Below are 22,520 nucleotides of genomic sequence, written 5' to 3' on the forward strand. Positions count from 1 at the left end.
ATGACAGCGTCGCGCACCATCGTCATCGCTGGTGCGGGCATCGGCGGATTGACCGCTGCACTGGCGATCGCCGCCCGGGGTTTTCGCGTCACCATCCTTGAAAAGGCCGAGCGGCTCGAAGAAGTCGGCGCTGGCCTGCAGCTGTCGCCCAATGCCAGCCGCGTCCTTGTCGGCCTCGGTCTCGCGCCGCAGCTCGCCGCCCATGTGGTCACTCCCGAGACGGTCAGCATCATGACCGCCCGCAGCGGCGGAGAAGTGATGCGGCTATCGCTGGCTGGAAGCGCCCGGCCCGACGCCCCCTATTGGCTGGTGCACCGCGCTGATCTGCAGGGCGCCCTTCTCGCGGCCGTACAGAGCCATCCGGGTATCGATCTCCATCTCGCCTCCCCGGTCCAGGCCATGGAAGACGCCACTGATGCCGTCCGTGTCGGCGACCGCCATGCGGCCGCGCTGATCGGCGCCGATGGCGCCTGGTCGGCGGTACGCGGGATCGCCTTCCCGGCCATTCAGCCGCGCTTTTCCGGCCTGATCGCGTGGCGCGGTACCTGTGATGCCGCCAGCCTGCCACCCGAGCTGCGGCCCTCCGGCGTCCAACTCTGGATGGGGCCACGGGCGCATCTGGTGATCTATCCGATGTCCGCCGGGCAACGTATCAATCTGGTCGCCATCCTGCCCGGCGCGCCACTGGCGCCCGGCTGGAGCGAGCCCGGCGCTGCCGACGAAATCGGTCGCCATTTCGCGGCTGCGCATTGGCCCGGCAACACCCGGGCCATGATCGCGGCGGTCGGCAATTGGCGGCGCTGGCCGCTCTTCACGATGCCCGATGGCGGCGCCTGGCACAGCGGCCGTGTCGCCCTGCTCGGCGATGCCGCGCATGCGATGCTGCCCTTCGCCGCGCAAGGCGCCGGCATGGCGATCGAGGACGCCGCTGTGCTGGCGCAATGCCTTGGCGCTGCCGACGAGGACCGCGACATCCCCGCCGCGCTGGCACGCTATGCCGCGCTACGAGCGCCCCGCGCCACCCGCGTCCAGCGCACCGCCCGGCAGCAAGGACAGATCTATCATCTGCAGGGGCCTATCGCCTTCGCACGTGACACGGCCATGCGCCTGCTTGGCCCGATCAGGCTGCAGGCACGGCAGGACTGGATCTACAACTGGACGCCGTGAGAAACTGTCAGTGCCCGCGCGCGCGTTTGGCAGGCGCGACCGGCGCCGGTGCGGGCGGCGGTGCCGATGCCACGCACTTGTTCTTCTGCCACTGCTCCTCGGCCAGCTTGGCCTGGGCACGGGTCGAAATGTAATCGTTGCGATACGCGACTTCGCCAACGACGCTGCCGGCCGTGCCAGTCTGCGCCTTGTCGATCAGCCCCTGCAGCTCGGCCGTCCGCGTCGCCAGGCGCTTGCGCTCGGCCTCGAGCTGCGAACAGTCGCTGAGATCATAGATGGACGGATCGACGAATGCCCCCGACAGCATGCCATCGCCCATGCTGGCGCAGCCGCCGAGCTGGACAGCCAGCAGCAGCGCAGCCGCTGCAGTGACGCGGGATGGCAGGCGAGAGCGAGAGGGACGAACGGTCATCGGAACTTTCTAGGCAGGCAATCTTGACGTTGCGTAAAGCAGCGGCCGGTGGCCGGATTGAGGCCGCGAGGAAGCCATGCATATCCGATTTGGCGCGGGACGCATTTGCGGCTATGGAGACCCAGCCTGCCCCCTTGATGGAATTGGTAGACATACAAGACTTAAAATCTTGAGTCCTCTGGGCGTGCCGGTTCGAGTCCGGCAGGGGGCACCAGTGGTTCATGGACACTGCCTGGAGCTGCAATCATGATGACGCTTCGGCAGATCGAGGTGATCCGTGCCGTTATGGTGACCGGCACCATCGGCGGTGCCGCAAAGCTTCTGAATGTCTCGGCACCCGGCATCAGCCGGCTGGTCAAGTACACCGAGAAGTCGCTCGGCCTGCGCTTCTTCCAGCGTCAGAACGGGCGCTACTTCCCGACACCGGAAGCGCAGAACATCTTCGAGCAGATCAACGGCGTCTACAAGAAGGTCGACGATCTCAGCGAGACCATCTCGAATATCGGACGCGGTGCGCTGTCCGAATTGCGCATTGGATCTGTGCCATCAATCTCGCAGATCATGGTGCCGCGTGCCATCGAACAGGTGCGACGGCGCTATCCCGAGCTGCGCATCGACATCAATATTCTCAAGCTCGAGGAAGCCATCGACTATCTGCTGCTCGATCGTGGCGAGTGCGTTGCCATGAGCTACCGGCTCGAACATCCCGGCCTCGACTTCCTGCCGCTCGCCTCGGGCGAACTGTTCTGTGTCGTGCCCGATGGCCACGAACTCGCGGGCTGCAAGCAGGTGTCGGCAAAGCAGATCATCCAGTATCCCCTGATCGGCATCGATCCGAACGACCCGTATGGGCGGATCATGGCCGAGATCTTCGCGCGCAATAAGCTGAAATACGACATCACCATCCGCGCCCGCTTCGGCACCACGGTCTGCGCGCTGGTGAAGGCCGGGCTCGGTATCGCCGTGATCGACCAGTTCACCGTGGCTCATGGCGGCTATCCCGGCGTGGCGATCATCAAGATCGTGGAGCCTACCCGGTTCGACACCTATGTCGCGGTGAAGCGCGGCGCGCCGCTGTCGCTGCATGTCGAGAATTTCATCGCCTGCCTGCGCGCCGAAATGCAAGCCATCAACCCGACCCGCAACCCGCCCGCCAAGGCTCAGGGCCGCCCCCGCAAAACGTAACATCATGTTATGTTTGTGGCATAACGGGGTAATTGTGTTAGATCGCCGCCGCGCTATCCTCACGCTGGTTGATTGATCAACTGACACGCATTCAAGACGTTTCGCATGACCAGCATTCTGACACCCACGCCAATCGCCGGACGCCTCCTGACGGGGCTGCTCGGCGCGCCTATCGCCCACTCGGCATCGCCCGCGATGCATGAGCGCGCGGCTGATGCGCTGGGTGTGCGCTGCCACTATCACCTGATCGAAATCGCCGGCGCCGGGCGCGACGATCTGCGCGCGATCCTGGATGGCATCCGCCGTCTCGGCTTCGCCGGCATTAATGTCACCTTCCCCTACAAGGAAGCGGTGGTCGATCTGCTCGACGAACTCTCCCCCGGCGCGCGTGCCATCGGCGCCGTCAATACCGTGGTCGCGCGTGACGGCCGCCTCACCGGCCACAACACCGACACCACAGGTTTTGCCCGCGCCGCGAAGGAGCTGGTTGCACGATCGGATCGCGGCCCGGTCGCGGTAATTGGCACCGGCGGCGTCGGCAAGGCGATCGCCTTCGCGCTGGCCGATCTGGACGTCTCGGAGATCCGTGTCTTCGACACCGATATTGCAAAGGCCGATCAACTCGTCGCGCAGCTCCGGGATCGGCAGGCGATCCGCCGCGCCGCAACTGTCGAAGACGCGCTCGCCGGCGCCGCCGGGCTCGTCAACGGCACCCCCATCGGCATGCTGCCCGACCGCGGCACGCCGGTACCGGATGCCCTGCTCCATGCCGGGCTATGGGTTGCCGATGCCGTCTATTCGCCGCTCTGGACGCCGCTGCTGAATGCCGCAAAGTCCAGGGGGGCGCAGGTGATGACCGGCCGCGACCTCGCGATCTATCAGGCCGCCGACGCTTTCGAGCTGTTCACCGGCATGGCGCCGTCCGCTACGGAGATGGGAATTGCTTTCGACGACGTCATGAGGAAAAGGTATCCGCCTAACGCTGCCTGACCACACCAAGCGGTCGCTCACAAGGCCGCAACGACAATCGAAGAACAAACACACCGGAGGAAATCATGAAGCCCGCATTCTGGGCGAGCGTCCTGCTCGCCAGCGCCCTGTCCATCCCTGCATCCGCGCAGAGCATCAAGCTCGCCAATGTCGCCGAACTCTCGGGCGGCGGCGCGACCGTCGGCAACAACTGGAAGAACGGCATCGATCTCGCCATCGAGGAGATCAACAGCAAGGGCGGCGTTCTCGGCCGCAAGCTGGAAGTCACGCACGCCGACTCGCAGTCCAATCCCGGCGTCGCCCGCGCGCAGGTGCAGAAGGCACTCGACAACGAGCCTTATGTCCTGCTTGGCCCCGGCTATTCCGGTTCTGTGAAAGTCACCGCACCGCTCGCGGCGGAAGCCGGCATCGCCCAGATCATGGGCGGCGAAGCGGCCGAACTCACCACGGCCGGCAACAAGTTTCTGTTCCGTACGTCCTTCGGCCAGCAATCCTCGATGCCGAAGGTGGCAAAGTACATCAACGACGAGCTGAAGGCGAAGTCGGTCGCTATCGTCTGGGTCAACAACGATTTTGGCAAAGGCGGCCGCGATTCCATCACCAAGGAATTTGCCAAGTACAATATCAAGGTCGCGGCCGATCTCTCTACCGAAGCCGGGCAAGCTGACTTCGCCGCCGACGTGACCAAGATCAAGGCGGCAGCGCCTGACGCGGTCTTCGTCTATGTCAACGAGGAAGAAAGCGCGCGCATGCTCAAGGAGCTGAAGCGCCAGGGCATCACCGTGCCCCTCGTCGGCGAGACCACGCTGGTCGGCCAGAAGGTGGTCGAGCTCGCCGGCGATGCGGCCAACGGCGCCCGCGGCCATGTCGGCCTCACCACCGATGCACCGGTTGAACTGATCAAGGCGTTCCGCGAAAAGTTCGTGAAGAAATACAACTACGTCCCCGACCATAACGGCCTCAAGGGCTGGCTCGCGATCTACATGATCAAGGCCACCACCGAGAAGATGGGCAAGGTCGACAGCAAGGGCTTCGCCGACGCGCTGCACGGCTTCACCATCACCGCCGCCAAGGAGCCCGGCATCCTGATGGACGCCACCTTCGACGCCAATGGCGACATCGACCGTCAGGGCTTCCTGGTCGAGATCGTCGAGGGCAAGCAGGTGGTGAAGCAGGTGCTGCCGAAGCTGAACAACTGACGGCCGCTTCAACCGTCAGGGCGAAGCAATCCAGTTCTTTCTTCACTTGGCTTCTGGATTGCTTCGTCGCTTCGCTCCTCGCAATGACAACCGATAGCCTTTTCTGATCCACGCCACGCGTGGGAGAACCACCATGTCAAATCTCCTTGACCTCCTGATCGCAGGTCTCGCCACCGGCGCAATCTACGCCATCGTCGCGGTCGGCTTCACGCTGCTGTGGCAGACCTCGCAGACCATCAATTTCGCCCAGGGCGAATTCGTGATGCTGCCGGCCTTCCTGATGCTCGGCGTGCTGCATGTCGGCGCGCCGTTCTGGGTCGCCATCCTCGTCGGCATCGCATTGTCGATGCTGCTGCTCGGCCTCGGCTTCAAGCTATTGCTGGTCGATCCGATGCTCCGCCATGGCGTGCTGCCGCTTGCGATTGCCACCATGGCGCTGGCCATTGGCATCAAGGAATCCGCAAAACAGTTCTGGAGCGCGGAAGCCTCGCCCTTTCCCTCCATCGTCCCGGCTGGCGACGTTTTTATCCTCGGCCGCGCCGTCGCCTTGCAGAGCCTCGGCGTGCTCGCCGTCGCGGTCATCGCCGTCACGCTGCTGACCCTGCTGCTGAACCGCACCTCCATCGGCCACCAGATGCAGGCCGCTGCCCAAAACCCGACCGTGGCGCGCATCATCGGCGTGCCCGTCGAGCGCATGATCCTGCTGACCTTCCTGATCAACGCCTTCCTCGTGGCGCTGGCCTCGCTGCTGATCACGCCGATCTATCTCGCCAAATTCTCCAACGGCGAAGTGCTCGGCCAGGCCGCCTTCATCGCGGCCATTGTCGGCGGCTTCAACCAGATCCGCGGCGCCATTGCCGGTGGCCTCCTGATCGGCGTCGTCGACAATCTCGCCGCCGCCTACGTCTCGACGCAGTATCGCGCCGCCGTGCCGCTGGTGCTCTTGATCGCGATCATCCTGTTCCGCCCGCAGGGCCTGCTCGGCCGTCCCGAGGAGCGCACGGTATGAACGCCAAATATCTCAAGCTCGGTTTCGGCGTCGTCGTCATCGCGGCGCTGATCATCGTGCCGATGAACTTCAACCGCTACGGCCTGTTCATCCTCAGCCAGTGGGCTGTCATGACCATCGCCGCCATGGGCCTCAATCTCACCCTCGGCTATGCCGGCCAGGTCTCGCTGGCACAGGGCGCCTTCGTCGGCATCGGCGCCTATACCGCGGCGATCATGACATCGAGCGGCTTCCCGCTGATCGCTGCCCTCGCTGTCACCATCGTGTTGTGCTTCGCCATCGGCTGGATCCTGGGCTATCCCGCACTCCGCGTGCAGCATCACTATCTCGCGTTCGTCACTCTTGCCTTCTCCACGCTGGCCTTCCTTGTTTTCCGCAACGAGGAATGGCTCACCAAGGGCATCTACGGCATCAGCAACATCCCGCGCCCGGAAATCCTCGGCTATCCCACGCGGCGACCGCTGCCATTCTATTATTTCTGCCTGGGATCACTCGGCCTCGTCTCGCTCGCTGTGTGGTGGCTGATCCGCTCGCCCTGGGGCCGCGCCTTCGTGGCCCTGCGCGAAAACCCGATCCGCGCGCTGTCGCTCGGCATCGACACCCGCCATTACACGCTGATGGCCTTCGCCATCGGCTCGGCGCTCGGCGGCGTCGCCGGCGTGCTCTATGCGCCGCTGACGCAATATGTCGATCCCGTGCCGTTCCACCTGTCGCTGTCGCTCGACCTTTTGATGATGGTGATTGTCGGCGGCTCCGGCTTCTTCTTCGGTCCGTTCCTCGGCGCGATGATCGCCGTGCTACTGCCGGAGTGGCTGCGCTTCACGCAAGGCTATTACCTGATGCTCTACGCAGTCGCCGTCATCGGCCTGCTCATCTATTCGCCATCCGGCATTCTCGGCATCCTCGACCGCTTCATCGCCGAACGCCGCACCAAGGCCGCTTCGGCCGAGCGTGCCACCGCGACGGCGAAGCTTGATAAACAGAATCTGGAGGTGACGCCGTGAGCGCCGTCCTCGAAGTTTCCAATATCAGCAAGCGTTTTGGCGGCATCACCGCCGTCAACGGCGTGTCCTTCGATGTGCATGAGGGCGAGATCCTCGGCCTGATCGGCCCGAACGGCTGCGGCAAGTCGACATTGTTCAACTGCATCCTCGGCCAGCTCGCGCCGTCGGGCGGCGAGGTGAAGCTCGATGGCCAGACCGTCACCGGCCTGCGCCCCTCCGAACTGAACAAGCTCGGTGTCAGCCGCACCTTCCAGCTCCTGCAGGTGTTTCCAAAGCTGTCGGTACGAGAAAACCTGATCCTCGCCGGGCAGGAGCATCAGGGCAACATGCTGTCGCGTCTGATCGGCCCGTCCGATGCCGGCCTGACCGACGCCGCGAACCAGATGATCGGCTTCTTCAAGCTCGACCATCTCGCAGAAGAGCCCGCGGGCGGCCTCTCCTACGGCCAGCAGAAACTGCTCGATGCCGCCATGGCCTTCATGGGCGGCCCGCGTCTTGTGCTGCTCGACGAGCCCGCGGGCGGCGTCAATCTCACGATGCTCGCCGATCTCAAGGATCGCCTGCGCGCCATCAATCAGCAGAAGCGCGCCACCTTCGTCGTGATCGAGCACAATATGGAATTCGTGATGTCGCTCTGCACGCGCGTGATGGTGATGGCCGAAGGCAAGGTGCTGGCCATGGGCCGGCCGGATGAAGTCCGTGCCAATCCCGCCGTCATCGACGCCTATCTCGGACATTGAGGAGCAAGCCATGAGCGACGACATCCTCCAGGTCCAGAACCTCGTCGGCGGCTACGGCAAGATGACGATCCTCAACGGCACCACCTTCTCGGTGCCCGCGGGATCAATCACTACCGTCATCGGCCCAAACGGCGCCGGAAAATCCACCGTGTTCAAGGCGATCTTCGGCCTGCTCAAACTCCGCGACGGCAAGATCACCTTCAAGGGCCGCGACGTCACCGGCCTCAGCCAGCGCGCGCTGCTGTCCGCCGGCATCTGCTATGTGCCACAGGGCCGCAACATCTTCCCGGAACTGTCGGTGCGCCACAATATCGAACTCGGCGCTGTCGCCGCTGGCCGTGACATCACCGACCTGCCCGCGCGCATCGAATCCGCCCTCGACAAGTTTCCGGTGCTCCGTACCAAGGCGACCCAACAGGCCTCGACGCTCTCCGGCGGCGAACAGAAGCAGCTCGAGATCGCCCGCGGCCTGCTGCTCAATCCGCAGCTGGTGCTGATCGACGAGCCTTCCATCGGCCTGTCGCCGCTGATGGTGCAGCAGACCTTCAACATCCTGAAGGAGCTGCGCGACAAGGGCGTCTCCATTCTCATGATCGAGCAGAACGCCCGCTCGGCGCTGGAGATTTCCGATTTCGGCATCGTGCTCGAACTCGGCCAGACCCGCCTGATGGACCGCGCCGACAAGGTGCTGAACGATCCGCGCATCGGCCAGTTGTTCCTCGGCGGCGCCATGGAAGAGACGGCAGCTTAACTGGCATGGATGAGAGGGCAGCTTCGCTGCCATGGAGGAGACGACAGCATGAACACCCGCTCGATCGCGACCGTCTCGCTGTCCGGCACGCTGGACGAAAAGCTCCGTGCCGTCGCAGCCGCCGGCTTCGAGGAGGTCGAGATCTTCGAGGCGGACCTCCTCTCCTTCAACGGCTCGCCGCGCGATGTCAGCGACCTCTGCGGCGAACTCAATCTGAATATCTGCGCCTTCCAGCCGTTCCGCGATTTCGAGGGCATGCCCGAGCCGCAGCGCAGCCGCAACTTCGCGCGCGCCGAGCGCAAGTTCGCGCTTATGCACGAGCTGCGTACCGATCTCATGTTGATCTGCAGCAACATCTCGCCTGCCTCCATCGGCGGCATCGACCGCGCCGCCGCCGATTTCCGCGAGCTCGGTGATCTCGCCGCCAAGCACAATATCAAGGTCGGCTTCGAGGCCCTCGCCTGGGGCGCGCATGTGAACGACTATCGCGATGCCTGGGAGATCGTGCGCCGCGCCGATCACAACAATATCGGCGTCATCCTCGACAGTTTCCACGCCCTCGCGCCCGGCTTACCGACTGGCCCCGTCGCCTCGATCCCCGCCGACAAGATTTTCCTCCTCCAGCTCGCCGACGCGCCGAAACTCGGCCTCGACGTGCTGTCATGGAGCCGGCATTTCCGCTGCTTCCCCGGCCAGGGCGACCTGCCCGTGGTGAAATTCATGGAGGCCGTGCAGGCTGCCGGCTATCGCGGCCCATGGTCGCTCGAAATCTTCAACGACCAGTTCCGCGCCGGCTCCGCCGTGCGGACCGCTACCGATGGCCTGCGCTCGCTGATCCTGCTGCAGGATCAGCTGGCAACCGCGCCGCCAAGCCTGCAGCCGAAATCGCCCACGCTCGGTACCGGCTTTATCGAATTCGCCGTCAACGAGGCCAAGGCCGCCCATCTCTCACGCCTGCTGGCGCAGCTCGGCTTCCGCAAGACCGGCTCTCATCGCAGCAAGGATGTGGAACGCTGGTCGCAAGGCGCCATCGATCTCGTCGTTAACAGCGAGCCCGACGGATTCGCGCATTCGCATTACATCACCCACGGCGCCGGCGTCTGCGCCATCGCATTGGATGTCGGCAATGCGAAGCAGACCATGGCCCGAGCGGAAGCGCTTCAGGCGCGCACCTTTTATCAGCCGGTCGGACCGGGCGAACTGGAAATCCCTGCCATTCACGGGGTCGGCGGCAGCCTGCTCTATTTCCTCGACACTGCCGGCAACAATTGGGACACCGACTTCGAGCCGCTGCAAAGCGATGCCAGCGCCGATCATCTCACCGCCGTCGATCATATCTCGCAATCCATGCCCTATGACGAGATGCTGTCCTGGCTGCTCTTCTATACCGGCATTCTCGACCTGCAGCGGCTGCCGCAAATGGAGATCCCCGATCCGGTCGGCCTCGTGCAGAGCCAGGCCTTGATCGCGCCGAACGCGTCATTACGCATGGTGCTGAACGGCTCATCGGCCACACGCACACTGTCGAACCGTTTCATCTCGGAATTCTTCGGCTCCGGCGTGCAGCACATCGCCTTTGCCTGCGATGACATTTTAAGAACCGTCGCCGCCATGCGCGCACGCGGCGCGACATTTCTGCACATCCCCGACAACTACTATGACGATGTGGACGCCAAATACGGCCTCGATCCCGACCTGATGGCGGCGCTGCGCGACAACCAGATCCTGTATGACCGCGAGCGCGACGGCGAGTTTTTCCAGATCTACACCAATGTCTTCGACGACCGCTTCTTCTTCGAGATCACCGAGCGCCGGAGTTACACGGGTTTCGGCGCGGCCAATGCCGGCATCCGCCTGGCAGCCCAGACCCGCGATTCGCGCCCGGTCACGGTCCCTCGCATCTGACCGCAGGCCGCGATGGACGAAACATCGGCGCCGGTCTAAATCTCGCGCATGAAAAATCAGGCGCCCTGGCTGGACAAGGTCTTCGATGAGCCCCGGATCGGCTTCGTCGCCGAACATGGCTCGCAATTGCATCCGCTGGCGAAGCCGCCGGAGCCGGCCCCACCACCGCCTCCGCCCGGGCCCTCACCGCTCGACAAGATTATCGACGAGGAGCGGCTTGGCTTTGCCGGGATGCTGTGTCGGCGAACGTAGTTCGTAGGATGGGTATCGCTCCGACGCTACGCGCCTTCGCTCAACCCATCCTGCTATTCCTTACTTCTTCGCCGTCACCATCGGGCACACGCTTGCCGACAGCGGCGCGAAGGCTTCCTCGGCTTTCACGGTGGCGAGGATCTTCAGCACGTCATAGGGATCCTTGACCTCGTTCTGCTTCCTCACCTCGGCCAGATACATGTCATGGACCATGAGATTGTCCGGACGCAGCTTGCCGTTGCGCAGGAAGGCGTCGTCGAAGGTGCGGCCCTGCAGGTCCTTGACCACCGCCGCCGGATCCTTGGTATTCGCCGCTTCCACCGACTTGATGTAGTTCAGCGTCGACGAATAGACGCCGGCCTGCATCATGCTCGGCGGCTTGCCCATCTTGGCGGCGTAGCGCTTGGAGAATTCGCGGGTGCGATCGTCCATGTTCCAGTAGAATCCGGAGGTGACGAGCAGCCCCTGCGCGCTCTTGAGGCCGACGCTGCGGATATCGTTCACGTCCAGCAGCAGCGCGATCATTTTCTGGTCGCCGCCCATCAAGCCGAATTCTTCGGCCTGCTTGATGACGTTCTGCGTGTCGCTGCCGGCATTGGCCACGGCGATCACCTTGGCGCCCGACGATTTCGCCGTCAGCAGCTGCGAGGAAAAATCCGCGGTATTGATCGGATGCGGCGCGCGGCCGAGCGCCTTGCCGCCGCCCTTCACCGCCACCTCGGTGACATCCCGCTCCAGCGCATGGCCGAAGGCATAGTCCGCGACGATGAAGAAGAAGGTGTTGTCGCCGCGCTGGATCATCGCCTTGGCGGCGACATTGGCGAGCGCATAGGTGTTGTAGGTCCACTGGATGAAATTCGGTGAACAGAATTTGCCGCTCAGATCCGCCGAGCCGCCGGCGGAGGTGATGAACATCTTGTTGCGCTCTTTGGCGAAGGTCTGCACCGCGATACAGACCGACGACACCGGCACGTCAAGAATGACGTCGACGCCTTCCTGGTCGTACCACTGGCGCGCAATATTGCCGCCGACATCAGGCTTGTTGAGATGGTCTGCGGAGATCAGCTGGATCGGCTTGCCAAGCGCCTTCCCGCCGCATTCGTCGATGGCCAGCTGCGCGGCAGCCACCGAGCCGGCACCGCCATTGTCGGCGAACAAACCGGTCATGTCGGTGAGTACGCCGAATTTCAGCGGGGTATCGGCCGCTGCGCGGACGATGGCCGGCGATGCGATGAGCCCAAGACCGGTGGCACCCACGCCAGCCAAGAACGTACGACGCTTCATCTCTGTTTTCTCCCTGTTTTGATTTTGTCTTTGCGGGGAGATTGCGTGGTGATGCGCTGCGAAGCAAGGCACAGTGGCGTATTATTACGCCAAGGCGTACCCATTGGCGCATGTGAACACGATCGCTGCAACCTGAAGTCAACCAGTCATTCACATATGTGAACGAGCGCCGCAGGCGGCCCTACAGATCCAGCACAAGCCGATCGCTGGCCGAACCCGCAACGCAGACCAGCAGGCTGCGGGTGCGTTCTGCTGGAGATAACGCGCGGTCGCGATGCACCGGCTCGCCTTCCAGCCACCCCACCTTGCAGGCCCCGCAGATGCCCCCGCAACACGAGGTTGGCACATCGACATCAAGTGCGGTCAGCGCCTGCAGCATGCTCTCGCCTGGGCCGACGGCGATGTCCCGCCCCGATCGCGCCAGCACCAATGTATAGGGCCGCGCCTGCGGATCGACCGGCAGCGGCGGCGCGACAAAACGCTCCACATGGACATGCTCCGCAGACCAATCCTGCGCGGTCTGTTCGAAGTCACCGATCATCGATTCCGGGCCGCAGCAACCGATTCCTCCATCGGTCGCCGCGGGCCCGATCAAGGCCGCAATATCCGGCCGCCCGGCCACCGCGGTGTCGTGAATCACGACATGACCACTCTCGATCAACGGCGCCAGCAGGTCGGCCAGCGGCGGTGGCCCGCGGGTGATCATATGCAGCGTAAATGTATCGCGCCCCAAGCGCCTGAGCTGCGCCGCCGCCGACAGAAACGGCGTGACCCCGATGCCACCCGCGACGAACGTCAAGCGCGACAAATGCAACGGCAGCTGCATCCCGCCCCGCGGCAGCGACACCCCGATCACATCGCCTGGCCTGACATCGTCATGCAGATGGATGGAGCCGCCCCGCCCATCGGCCTCGCGCTTCACGGCAAACACATAACGCGTCTTGTCGGCGGGATCGTTGCACAGCGAATACGTGCGGATCATGCCATTGGCCAGATGCAGGTCGATATGCGCCCCGGGCTTGAACGGCGGCAGCTCCCAGCGATCGGGATCAACCAGCGTGAACAGCTTGATCCCCGCGCCGCCGTCCTCGATCCGGTCCACCACCGTCTTGACGGTGATGATGCGCACCGCCGTCATTACGCGCTCCGCACGCTGTCACCGACCCGCACAATTCCTCCCTGCAGGATCTTGCAGTTGAGGCCCGAGCGATTGATCAGCGGATCGAAGATCGACTTGCCGGTGATCTCCTCGATATGCCGGCATGGGATCGACAGCCGCGTGGCCTCCAGCAGCGTCTCGCCGAGCCAGAACTGCTTGCCGACGAGATGGGTAAGCGGCACGCCGACCGTGGTAACGTTGCGACGATGCTCCTCAACGCCGAGATCGATATCGTGGTCGCGCTTCAGCGCGATCAGGGTTTCATATTCGAACAGGGTGACCTGACGGCCTTCTTCAGGCTTCGGCGAGTAGAAGCCCTCCTCTCGGCCGATCATGTAGCGATCGCCTTCGATTCCCTTGCCGGCGACCAGCGTCAGCTGGTCCATCTCCCGCATCGGCAAAAAGGCGCGCGGCGTAATGTGGAGATGACGCACGACGCCGCTCCATGACAGTGCGTTGGTGTCGGATGTCGGCTTCACGATATCGAGCATGTTTGTGTTCCTTTCGCGCTCATACAGCACGGCAAGCGGGAGATGCGGAGCGGCATTGCGTGCCGCCCCGCATGGGATGGATCAAGTCAGTTCCTTGTTAGCCATCTCCGGCGCGAACCAGGTGGCGATCGCGGTGATACAGGCGCAGAAGATCAGGAATAGTGACACCGGCCAAGTAGCGCCGGCCCAGGTCATCAGCGACGCCGCGATCAGCGGGCTGAAGCCACCGCTGATGGCCGCACCGACCTGGAAGCCGAGCGAAGCGCCGCTGTAGCGCAGCTTGGCGGTGAACAGCTCCGAATACCAGGGTGCACCGATGCCAAACATCACCATCTGACCGAACGAGATCGCCACCACGATGGTCAGGATCACGATCGTCGGGTCACGCGTGTCGAGCAGCCAGAACATCGGGAAAGCAAACCCCGCGCAGAACAGGCAGCTCGCGTAGAACATGGTCTTGCGACCAACCTTGTCCGACAGCCAGCCGAAAAACGGGATCGAGAAGAGCGCCACAAAGGACGCGATGAAAGCGCCATTCAGCACGAGGCTGCGCGACAGGCCAAGCTTGGTGGTCGCATAGGACATGATGAACACGCCGGCGATGGACGCATAGGCGATTTCCGAGATCTTCAGGCCCACCGCGGTGAAGAACGGCTTGCGGTGATATTTGAAGATGTCGACGATCGGCATCTTCGCCACTTCGTTCTTGGCCTTGAGTGCGCGGAAGGCCGGCGTCTCCTCCATGCTCATGCGGATCCACAGGCCGACACCGACCAGCAGGATCGAGAGCAGGAACGGAATGCGCCAGCCATAGCTCATGAACTGTTCTTCCGGCAGCTGCGACACCAGCGCGAACATGCCGATGGCCGCGAGATTGCCGACGGGATTTCCGACCTGCACCATGCTGCCGAGAAAACCGCGCTTGTGCGTCGGGCAGTTCTCGACCACCATCAGCACCGCGCCGCCCCATTCGCCGCCGAGACCGATGCCCTGCATGAAACGCAGCACGATCAGAAGGATCGGCGCAGCGATGCCGATCTGCGCATAGGTCGGCAACAGGCCGATGGCAAATGTGCCGACACCCATCACCATGATCGTGATGGCGAGCATCGCCTTGCGGCCGACGCGGTCGCCATAATGGCCGAAGATCGCCGCCCCGAGCGGACGCGCGAGAAAGCCCACCGCATAAGTGCCGAAAGCAGCGATGACGGCCGACGCCGCGTCGCCGGTCGCAAAGAAGATCTTGTTGAAGACCAGCGCGGTCGCCGCGCCGTAGATCAGGAAGTCATACCACTCGACGGCGGTACCGATGACGCTCGACCAAACGATCTTGCGCAAGGCTGCGGCATCGTCCGGCCCTTTGGTTGTAGAAGCTGCGTGGAAATCTTCAGCGACGGTCATGATCACTCCTTCAAAAGACATGTTCAGTTTCAGGCGCGCAGTCTCTCGTTCCGCGTCGCGACATCTCGCGGCGCAGTCCGGTCGTCTCGTGAACTCTCCTAGTGGTGGCCGCGCCGTCGCAGGCGACGGCCTGTCTTCAGCCTCTCAGCAGTGTTGGGGAAGCGTCCCGCTTGACGGATGGCAATGTCCCGTCATTCCCTCATGCTCCGATCCCCTGTCAGAAAGCCAACATGTTTACTGTGGGAAATCAACGGCACGAAAATCGGCAGATGCCGATGAATGCGGCAGGGAGCGATTTTTGCCCTTGCTGAGCGCAGGATTCGACGGATTCCGGGCTCGTCTGCCTAAATTATCCTTGCCCTTGCCGGAAATATCTGCAGCTATGTTTTCCATTGGAAACACCTCGACACCGCGACGGCCGTGTCGTCACGGGCACGCGCGGCGGCGCTTTCTTTGTCGGCGAGTCTTTTTGAAAAGCACGTTCTTTCTGAAAAGACGGCGCTCAAGGGAGATCGAGGTTTGCTTGACGTCAGTAAGAATGCGGTCGGCTTCAATCTGAAGCAGTTGCGCACGGCCAAGGGCCTCACCCTCGACCAGCTCGCCAGTTCGAGCGAACTCACGCGCGGCTATATCTCGCTGGTCGAGCGTGGATTGAAGACGCCATCGGTGAATGCCCTGCTCCGCCTTGCCGCGGCGCTCGAGGTCAATGTCACCTATCTGTTCGATCCCAATCCGACACCGGCCCCGCGCTACACGCTGTTTCGCCAGAACGAGCAGCATGCGCCGATCCAGGAAGGCGGCTTCGATCTGGTTGCGCTCGCGGCCAGCCGGACGCGAAAGATGATGGAGCCGTTCCTGATCCGGCCGCCATTGAAGTCGGCCCCCCGCGCCTCCCACGCCGGCGAGGAATTCCTGTTCGTGATATCGGGCAAGATGGCGATCAAATTCGAGGACGAGGAGATCATCCTCGCCAAGGGCGACTGCCTGTATTTTGCCGGCGAGACCCCGCATTGGGTGCGTAGCATCGGCAAGACCAAAGCAGATGTCCTGCTGATCGTCTCGGCCACCTCGCCGCCGCGCTGAAGCCGTGTCTTAGCCCGCCACGACGACGCGCGCGCCGCTCGCCGCAAACATCACGCGCTGATTGTTCGCAGCGTCGCCATCGGTCACCAGCGTCCAGTGCGGCGGCAGCGGTGCCCAGGCGTCCTGTTCCGCGCGACCGAGCTTTCCCGCATCGGCCAGCACGATCACGTCCTTGGCCTGCTGCATCATCAGCGACTTCAAGGCCACCTGCTCCAGATCGGCTTCGCATAGCCCGCGTCCATCGACGACGCCGTCGGCGCTCATGATGGCGCGGTCGGCTGTCATCCTGCGCAGCGCTTCGGCCGCCAGCGGGCCCATGGTGCTCATGCTGGTGGCGCGGATCGTGCCACCGAGCACGATCAGTTCGATGCCGGGTGCTTTGGCGAGGAAAGGCAGCAGCGCGAGATTATTGGTGATGATGCGCAACTTGCGCTGCAGCAGCAACCGTCCGAAGGCCGCCACCGTCGAGCCGGCATCAAGGATCAGTGTCTCACCATCCCTGACGAGATCGGCCGCCGCCTGGGCGATCGCCTGCTTGGCCTTGCCCTGCACAGCGATGCGCTGGTCGAGCGTCGCCTCGGCGACATGGCCGGTGAGAATGGCGCCGCCATAGGTCCGGCGCACATGATTGTTCTTGGAAAGAAACTGCAGGTCGCGGCGGACGGTCGAAGCCGAGACGCCGAAGCGTCGCGCGAGATCATCGACATCGATCTCGCCGGCATTCAACGCGTCCAGCAGCCGCGCACGCCGCTCCTTGCTCCGCATCGACATAAAGGCGGCCCCCGTCACACTCATCGTTCCGGGGCGTCGGCGCGTCTTCGCGACGGCGAACCCGGAATCTTGTCATGGCTCAAAGCACAACGGGATTCCAGGGCCGCGCGCAAGAGCGCGCGCCCCGGAATGACGGTATTAGGCCGCCTTGGCACCCGGAGCCAGATCGACCGCCTGACGCAGCGCCTCGATGAGGCTGCGCTCGTCGGCAATGCCCTTGCCGGCGATGTCGAATGCCGTACCGTGGTCCACCGAGGTGCGGATCACCGGAAGACCGACCGTGATATTCACGCCGGATTCGAGGCCGAGCACCTTGATCGGCCCGTGACCCTGATCGTGATACATGGCGACCACCATGTCGTAGTCGCCGCGGCCGGCGAGGAAGAACAGCGTGTCGGCCGGCAGCGGTCCGCGCACGTCCCAGCCCTTGGCCTGGCACTTCTCGACGGCCGGCGTGATCTTCTCGGCTTCCTCGCCGTAACCGAACAGGCCGTTCTCGCCGGCATGCGGATTGATCGCGCAGACGCCGATCTTCGGGTTCTTGATGCCAGCCTTTACCAGCACCTCATGACCCCGGGTGATGACGCGCTCGACCAGACCCGGCTCGATCTTCTTGATGGCGTCGATCAGGCCGATATGCGTGGTCACGTGAATGACGCGCAGTTTTGGCGAGACCAGCATCATCGACACCTCTGGCGTGCCGGTCAGATGCGCGAGCAGTTCGGTATGGCCGGGATATTTGTGGCCGGCCGCATGCAGCGCTTCCTTCGACAGCGGCGCAGTGCAGATGCCCTGCGCCAGCCCGGCCTGGACCACCTGCACGGCCTTCTCGATGTAGCGATAGGCGGCCTCACCTGCGACCGGCGAGTTCTGGCCGAACGGCAGATCGGCCGGCACGTTCTTCAGATCGACGCACTGGACGTTCTTCGACGCGAAATTCGCATCCTTCGCATCAGCCAGCGAATCGACCTCCAGCGCGCTGCCGACGATCTTGCCGGCCTGACGCAGACGGCCGGCATCACCGATCACCAGCATGTTGCACAGCGCCTGCGCTTCAGGCTGGCCAAGCGCCTTCATGATCACTTCGGGGCCAATGCCGGCCGGATCGCCCATGGTGATCGCAATGGTCGGACGGGTCATGAGAAGCTTCCTTTGGTTCGGACGGCGCGAAGACGTTCGCTGATACGGATAAGGCTCATCTCGTCACCGAAAGCGCCAGCCTTGGTGGCGATGGGAACGGAGAGTTGGCCAAGCGTGAGGCCGAGCGACACGCCCGGCTCGATTTCGTCGGCAAGGCGGATGCCGTTCACGCCGAAGCGCGACAGCAGCGCGGCGGCGGTCTCGCCACCGGTGGCGGCGAAGGCGCCGATAGCCGGCGTGACGCTTTCAAGCGTGATTGCAAGACCATCGGCGAGCTTGGGGCCGAGCGCCATATTGAGCTCGCCTTCCATCATGATCTCGACCAGCGCGTCGCCGCCGGACGACAGATGTGCCGATACGTCGGCAGCGAGGGTTGCGCGCTCGGGTGCGTTGGAATCGAGCAGCGTCTCGGGCGACACCGGGAAATGCTTCACGGTGCCGGTCTCTTGCAACTTGCGCGCTGCAGAGCGTGAGGCACCGGCGACCGAACCGACCACGATGAGCGTACCCTTCTCGCTCAAGGGAATTTTCAAAGGCTCGACGGTGTTGCCGGCATCGAGGCCAGCCAGCGCATGCGCGAGACCGGCGCTACCGATGAAGAAAGTCGCCTTCGAGGCATGCAGGCTCGCTTCGGCGATCAGATGCAGGTCGTTGTCGGTCTCGGCATCGCAGGCCGCGACCACATCGCCTTCGGCTGCGAGTTTTGCAAAAACGGATCTGAGATCGCCGCCGCGAATGATGGCGAGCGTCACCTTCTCGCCACGGATGCCGGCCGTGGCCAGCACATCGACGAGATCGGCATTCGGATAAGTATGATCGCGCTGCCAGACTTCGGCGTCTTCGAGCGGGGCGCCCTTCACAAGGATGCAGCCATCGATCGTGGTGCGGCCGGTGGCCGGAAAGGCCGGTGCGAACACGCCAAAACCGGCGCCGACATTGGCCTTGAGATAGTCGAGCGCCGCTTTGGTCTCAGCTGCGGGTTGGCCCCGCAGCGTCGAGTCGATTTTCTTGAAAAGCGTGCGGCCGGGCTCGCCGAGGCGAGCCAGGATATCTGCATGCCGCTTTGCTGCGTCCGCGGCAGGCATGCCGCGGCTCGCTGCATCATAGGCCATGACTGGAAGCTGGTGATCCGACGCATCGGATACTTCGCCCCATGTCACCGCGGCTGCCTGTCCCCTTCGACCGAAGGCGATGGCGCAGTCCGCAGCACCGGTGAGATCGTCCGCGAGGATCAGCCAGCGATCAGCCATGTCAGCGTCCAGCTGCCGGAGCCGAGGATGCCGGCGCCTGGGCAGGCGTGGCGGCGGCTTCTTCCGCCGGCTCCACTTCGCGGCCAACGATCTTCGCGGTCCAGGCGGTTGCGATCGGCACCAGGATAGCGGTGACGACGACGCAGGCGGCAACGAGGATGGTCGCAGGTGCGGCGGCTTCTGCATAGGCCGGGTTGGCAGCGGCAACGATGGCCGGCACGGCGGCGGCGTTACCTGCGGTCGAGGCCGCAGCGACACCGGCGACGCCGTTGCCGCCGATCAGGCGGTCGGCGAAGAACAGCGGAATGCCCGTGAACACGACGACCGCAACGCCCATGCCGAGGCCGAGCAGACCAGCCTGCCAGACCTTGCTGAGATCAAGACCGGCACCGAGCGCGAAGGCGAAGAACGGGATCATCACCGGGATCGCCTTGCTGAGGAATTCGCGCATCTCGCGATCGAGATTGCCGATCAGCATGCCGACAGCCAGCGGCAGGATCGCGCCGACCAGCGTCTGCACCGGGAAGGCCGAGAGGCCGGCCACACCAAGCGTGATCATGGTGAGGAACGGGCCGCTTTCCAGCGACATGATGGTGTAGGCACCGACGTCACGCGGACGGCCATACTGGCCCATCAGCGCCATGTAGAGGCCGCCATTGGTGTCGTTCATCGAGGCGACGATGGCGAGGGTCGAGAGACCGGCGAACATGCCGGCGGTCACGGGGGCTTCGGCGAAGCCGAGGACGCGGCCGAAGATCAGGCCGAGGACCATGGCGGTGGCGACCTTCACGATCAGCAGCGTGCCGCCCTTCTTGACGATGTAGGGGGTCGCCTTGATGTCGATGCTGGCGCCCATGCAGACATAGAACACGGCCAGAATGGTCAAGGCGCCGGAGAACAAGGCGCCGGTGAAGGAGCCGAAATATTTCGGGGTGCCCGGGAAAAACGTCGCGATCAGCGCGCCGGCGAGCAGTGGAACAACCATCATGCCGCCGGGGACTTTTTCGATCGCGCGCTTAATTGGAATCTGCATTTTCTGATTTCCTCTGCCTATTCTGCGCATTTTGCCCGTACGGCCCCAGCGCGGGCGGCGGTTTATGCGCATGACACGCAAATGACAACCCCATTTTGCGCAATCTGCGCATCTTCTAACAATGCCTTAACGCGGCGAAGGTTCGGATATTGCCGCAAGGATGCCGCAAGAAACGATCGGGGCGCACCAAACGAGCGCTCCATAACGGTAATATGAGACCTCTCGCCACCAGGAAGCCTCAAGACGGCCCCTGCCCCGCCGCAGCGGCCTCTGCTTTGCCGCAAGAAAAAGCGCCGGCCTGAGGGTTCAGGCCGGCGCTTCGCTGGTGTTGCAATGTCAGCAGTGAGGCAGCAATGCCTCCGCTGCCAATCAGTCCTTCTTGTCGATGTTCCAGAACACCGGGGTCGCGGCGCCCGGCAACACACCGGTCAGCGAGGTCCGCCACACGCTCGGGATCTGATATTCGCCGAGCGGCAGATAGGCGACCTGCTCGAGCGCACGGGCCTGGACTTCGGCAGCGACCTTCTTCTGTTCCTCCGGCGTCGTGGCACGGGCATATTTGTCGCGCAGCTCTTCGATCTTCGCGTCTTCGAACCAGCCGAACCAGCCGCCCTTCGTGCCGCGGCCCGAGGTGGAGACGTTGGAAACCGGATTGAGAATGTCCGCACCGACCCAGTTGGTGAAGAACATGTTCCAGCCGCCTTCCTTCACCGGCTTCTGGCTCGCACGACGCGTCACGACGGTCTGCCAGTCGGTGGCCTGCACTTCGACCTTGAAGCCGGCATCACGCAGCAGCTGCGCGGCCACGATCGGCTGCGCCTTCAGCGACGACACGTCGGTCGGCGCCATGATCACGACGGGCGTGCCGTCATAACCGGATTCCGCGAGGGCCTTCTTGGCTTCAGCCATGCCGCTGCCCTTGACCAGCGTCTCGGCACCGACATCGCTCGCATTCGGCGTGTCGCAGCCGAACATGGCGGGGCAGATCTTCATGTACTTCGCATCGCCGACCAGCGCGTCGAGCACCGGCTTCTGGTTCATCGCCAGGAAAGCGGCGCGGCGCACCTTCACATTATCGAACGGCGGCAGCAGGAAGTTCATGCGGCCGAGAGTCTGATAGCCGAGCTTGTTGAGGATCTCGATCTTGAGCTCCTTGTCCTTGGCAAGGATCGGCAGCAAGTCGTAGGGACCATTTTCCATGAAGTCGATGTCGCCGGACTGCAGCGCGTTCACCGCGGTCTGCGCATCGGGCATGGTGATCCATTCGACGCGATCGACCTTCACCACCTTGCCACCCGACGCCCAATCCGGCGGCTCGGAGCGCGGCACGTAGTCCTTGTTCTTCTCGTAGACAGCCTTCACGCCCGGCTGGAATTCAGACTGCACGAATTTGAACGGGCCCGAACCGATCTGTTCGGGAATCGACTTGCCTGCCGGCGTCTCGGCCAGACGCTTCGGCATCATGAACGGCGTCAGCGACGACGGCTTTGCGATGGAGTCGAGCACGAGACCGTAGGGCTCTTTGAGCGTCAGCACGATGGTCTTGGCGTCGGGCGCTTCGATGCTCTTGGTGAAGTCCATGAGCTTCTGGCCCATGCCGTCATTGCGGCCCCAGCGCTGCAGCGAGGCGACGCAGTCTTCCGCCGTCACCGGCTTGCCGTCATGCCACTTCAAGCCATCGCGCAGCGTGAAAGTGTAGACGAGCTTGTCGTCCGACACCTTGAACTCGGCCATCTGCGGCTTGATCTCGAATTTCGAATTGATCGCCAGCAGCGTGTCATAAACCATGTAGCCGTGATCGCGCACGATATAGGCGGTGGTGATGCCGGGATCGAGCACGCGCAGATCCGAATGCATGACTGCGGTGATGGTCTTGCCGGCCGCATCGGCGGGCGAAGACATCATCGGCAGTGCAAGTGCCATCGCAAGCGCGATGCCCGGCAGCGTCGTTTTCGTAAAGGCTGCAGAGTGCCGCCAACGTGACATGATAGACATTTAGATCTCTCCTGACTGGAATCTGATCACAAGCCGATGATTGCTTATGCAACGCGATCTATTTTTGAGCGCTTCGCATAGTGTCTTTATCATTTAGACTTCAAAGACTTGCATCAAGCCGGGGGCACGTCAATCGCGATTTCGGTGGCGTGCATGAACGCGTCGCAGCGTGCGACGAAATGCACAGCGTGAGCGACGATAGCATCGAGGTTGCGTCTCACAAGATAGAGCAGCAGGATCGACAGCAAACCGCGTGACGTAGTTTTCTCCCTCCCCATTCGCTTCGCTCCGGGGAGGGA

The 22,520-nt window shown here is 63.4% G+C and carries 23 protein-coding genes and 1 tRNA gene; 12 read left to right on the forward strand and 12 right to left on the reverse strand.

Features of this window, described 5'->3' with window-relative positions:
• The gene (locus ACIQ17_RS04580; RefSeq protein WP_398465861.1) at positions 1-1,167 is read left to right on the forward strand and encodes an FAD-dependent monooxygenase; all 1,167 of its coding nucleotides are present in this window, start codon (positions 1-3) and stop codon (positions 1,165-1,167) included.
• Between the two features lie 7 nt (positions 1,168-1,174).
• Here ACIQ17_RS04580 and ACIQ17_RS04585 read toward each other — a convergent pair whose 3' ends face one another.
• The gene (locus ACIQ17_RS04585; RefSeq protein ID WP_398465863.1) at positions 1,175-1,579 is read right to left on the reverse strand and encodes a twin-arginine translocation pathway signal; all 405 of its coding nucleotides are present in this window, start codon (positions 1,577-1,579) and stop codon (positions 1,175-1,177) included.
• A gap of 128 nt (positions 1,580-1,707) precedes the next feature.
• On the opposite strand from ACIQ17_RS04585, the gene ACIQ17_RS04590 reads away from it, so the two are divergent.
• The 10 genes from ACIQ17_RS04590 to ACIQ17_RS04635 all read left to right on the forward strand — a co-directional run bounded on the left by ACIQ17_RS04590 (position 1,708) and on the right by ACIQ17_RS04635 (position 10,614).
• Positions 1,708-1,793, forward strand: a tRNA-Leu gene (locus ACIQ17_RS04590).
• Positions 1,794-1,825: 32 nt separating this feature from the next.
• Complete coding sequence (locus ACIQ17_RS04595) at positions 1,826-2,764, forward strand: LysR family transcriptional regulator (protein WP_398465865.1); 939 nt, start codon at positions 1,826-1,828, stop codon at positions 2,762-2,764.
• A gap of 105 nt (positions 2,765-2,869) precedes the next feature.
• A complete protein-coding gene (locus ACIQ17_RS04600; protein WP_398465867.1) occupies positions 2,870-3,754 on the forward strand; it encodes a shikimate dehydrogenase in 885 nt (294 codons plus the stop codon).
• A gap of 65 nt (positions 3,755-3,819) precedes the next feature.
• The gene (locus ACIQ17_RS04605) at positions 3,820-4,953 is read left to right on the forward strand and encodes an ABC transporter substrate-binding protein (protein ID WP_398465869.1); all 1,134 of its coding nucleotides are present in this window, start codon (positions 3,820-3,822) and stop codon (positions 4,951-4,953) included.
• A gap of 133 nt (positions 4,954-5,086) precedes the next feature.
• Complete coding sequence (locus tag ACIQ17_RS04610) at positions 5,087-5,962, forward strand: branched-chain amino acid ABC transporter permease (RefSeq protein ID WP_398465871.1); 876 nt, start codon at positions 5,087-5,089, stop codon at positions 5,960-5,962.
• Positions 5,959-6,966, forward strand: coding sequence for a branched-chain amino acid ABC transporter permease (locus tag ACIQ17_RS04615; protein ID WP_398465873.1), 1,008 nt, complete (start codon positions 5,959-5,961; stop codon positions 6,964-6,966). The genes ACIQ17_RS04610 and ACIQ17_RS04615 overlap by 4 nt, the downstream gene beginning before the upstream one ends.
• Positions 6,963-7,706, forward strand: a complete 744-nt coding sequence (locus tag ACIQ17_RS04620; RefSeq protein ID WP_398465875.1) for an ABC transporter ATP-binding protein — start codon at positions 6,963-6,965, stop codon at positions 7,704-7,706. Before ACIQ17_RS04615 ends, ACIQ17_RS04620 begins: the two co-directional genes overlap by 4 nt.
• Positions 7,707-7,716: 10 nt before the next feature.
• Entirely contained in the window at positions 7,717-8,457 is a 741-nt protein-coding gene (locus tag ACIQ17_RS04625; RefSeq protein ID WP_398465877.1) for an ABC transporter ATP-binding protein, read from the forward strand.
• A 48-nt stretch (positions 8,458-8,505) separates the two neighbouring features.
• Positions 8,506-10,362, forward strand: a complete 1,857-nt coding sequence (locus ACIQ17_RS04630; protein WP_398465879.1) for a bifunctional sugar phosphate isomerase/epimerase/4-hydroxyphenylpyruvate dioxygenase family protein — start codon at positions 8,506-8,508, stop codon at positions 10,360-10,362.
• A 48-nt stretch (positions 10,363-10,410) separates the two neighbouring features.
• Entirely contained in the window at positions 10,411-10,614 is a 204-nt protein-coding gene (locus tag ACIQ17_RS04635) for a hypothetical protein (RefSeq protein ID WP_398465881.1), read from the forward strand.
• 60 nt (positions 10,615-10,674) lie between these two features.
• Here ACIQ17_RS04635 and ACIQ17_RS04640 read toward each other — a convergent pair whose 3' ends face one another.
• The 5 genes from ACIQ17_RS04640 to ACIQ17_RS04660 form a co-directional block, all read right to left on the reverse strand.
• Positions 10,675-11,898, reverse strand: coding sequence for an ABC transporter substrate-binding protein (locus ACIQ17_RS04640; RefSeq protein WP_398465883.1), 1,224 nt, complete (start codon positions 11,896-11,898; stop codon positions 10,675-10,677).
• Between the two features lie 181 nt (positions 11,899-12,079).
• Positions 12,080-13,036, reverse strand: a complete 957-nt coding sequence (locus ACIQ17_RS04645) for a PDR/VanB family oxidoreductase (RefSeq protein WP_398465885.1) — start codon at positions 13,034-13,036, stop codon at positions 12,080-12,082.
• Complete coding sequence (locus tag ACIQ17_RS04650) at positions 13,036-13,548, reverse strand: MOSC domain-containing protein (RefSeq protein ID WP_398465887.1); 513 nt, start codon at positions 13,546-13,548, stop codon at positions 13,036-13,038. The genes ACIQ17_RS04645 and ACIQ17_RS04650 overlap by 1 nt, the downstream gene beginning before the upstream one ends.
• A gap of 81 nt (positions 13,549-13,629) precedes the next feature.
• The gene (locus tag ACIQ17_RS04655; RefSeq protein WP_398465889.1) at positions 13,630-14,949 is read right to left on the reverse strand and encodes an MFS transporter; all 1,320 of its coding nucleotides are present in this window, start codon (positions 14,947-14,949) and stop codon (positions 13,630-13,632) included.
• Between the two features lie 234 nt (positions 14,950-15,183).
• Positions 15,184-15,342 carry a hypothetical protein gene (locus ACIQ17_RS04660; protein WP_398465891.1) on the reverse strand — a complete coding sequence of 53 codons (159 nt, stop codon included), beginning with the start codon at positions 15,340-15,342 and terminating at the stop codon, positions 15,184-15,186.
• 126 nt (positions 15,343-15,468) lie between these two features.
• Here ACIQ17_RS04660 and ACIQ17_RS04665 point away from each other — a divergent pair, with 126 nt between their 5' ends.
• Entirely contained in the window at positions 15,469-16,032 is a 564-nt protein-coding gene (locus tag ACIQ17_RS04665) for a helix-turn-helix domain-containing protein (RefSeq protein ID WP_398465893.1), read from the forward strand.
• A 9-nt stretch (positions 16,033-16,041) separates the two neighbouring features.
• Here ACIQ17_RS04665 and ACIQ17_RS04670 read toward each other — a convergent pair whose 3' ends face one another.
• From ACIQ17_RS04670 to ACIQ17_RS04695, 6 genes are all read right to left on the reverse strand, one after another.
• Positions 16,042-16,803 carry a DeoR/GlpR family DNA-binding transcription regulator gene (locus ACIQ17_RS04670; protein WP_398465895.1) on the reverse strand — a complete coding sequence of 254 codons (762 nt, stop codon included), beginning with the start codon at positions 16,801-16,803 and terminating at the stop codon, positions 16,042-16,044.
• 138 nt (positions 16,804-16,941) lie between these two features.
• Positions 16,942-17,943 carry a 4-hydroxythreonine-4-phosphate dehydrogenase PdxA gene (pdxA, locus tag ACIQ17_RS04675; protein WP_398465897.1) on the reverse strand — a complete coding sequence of 334 codons (1,002 nt, stop codon included), beginning with the start codon at positions 17,941-17,943 and terminating at the stop codon, positions 16,942-16,944.
• Positions 17,940-19,193, reverse strand: coding sequence for a four-carbon acid sugar kinase family protein (locus ACIQ17_RS04680; protein ID WP_398465899.1), 1,254 nt, complete (start codon positions 19,191-19,193; stop codon positions 17,940-17,942). The genes pdxA and ACIQ17_RS04680 overlap by 4 nt, the downstream gene beginning before the upstream one ends.
• Position 19,194: 1 nt before the next feature.
• Positions 19,195-20,226 (reverse strand): 2-keto-3-deoxygluconate permease, encoded by a 1,032-nt coding sequence (locus tag ACIQ17_RS04685; RefSeq protein WP_398465901.1) that lies wholly within the window; start codon positions 20,224-20,226, stop codon positions 19,195-19,197.
• Between the two features lie 369 nt (positions 20,227-20,595).
• Positions 20,596-22,221 carry an ABC transporter substrate-binding protein gene (locus tag ACIQ17_RS04690; RefSeq protein ID WP_398465903.1) on the reverse strand — a complete coding sequence of 542 codons (1,626 nt, stop codon included), beginning with the start codon at positions 22,219-22,221 and terminating at the stop codon, positions 20,596-20,598.
• Positions 22,222-22,334: 113 nt separating this feature from the next.
• Positions 22,335-22,520 (reverse strand): hypothetical protein (locus ACIQ17_RS04695; protein ID WP_398465905.1); only part of this gene is annotated, 186 nt, incomplete at its 5' end.

This window comes from Tardiphaga sp. (genome assembly GCF_044340795.1).
In the GTDB taxonomy this organism is placed as follows: domain Bacteria; phylum Pseudomonadota; class Alphaproteobacteria; order Rhizobiales; family Xanthobacteraceae; genus Tardiphaga.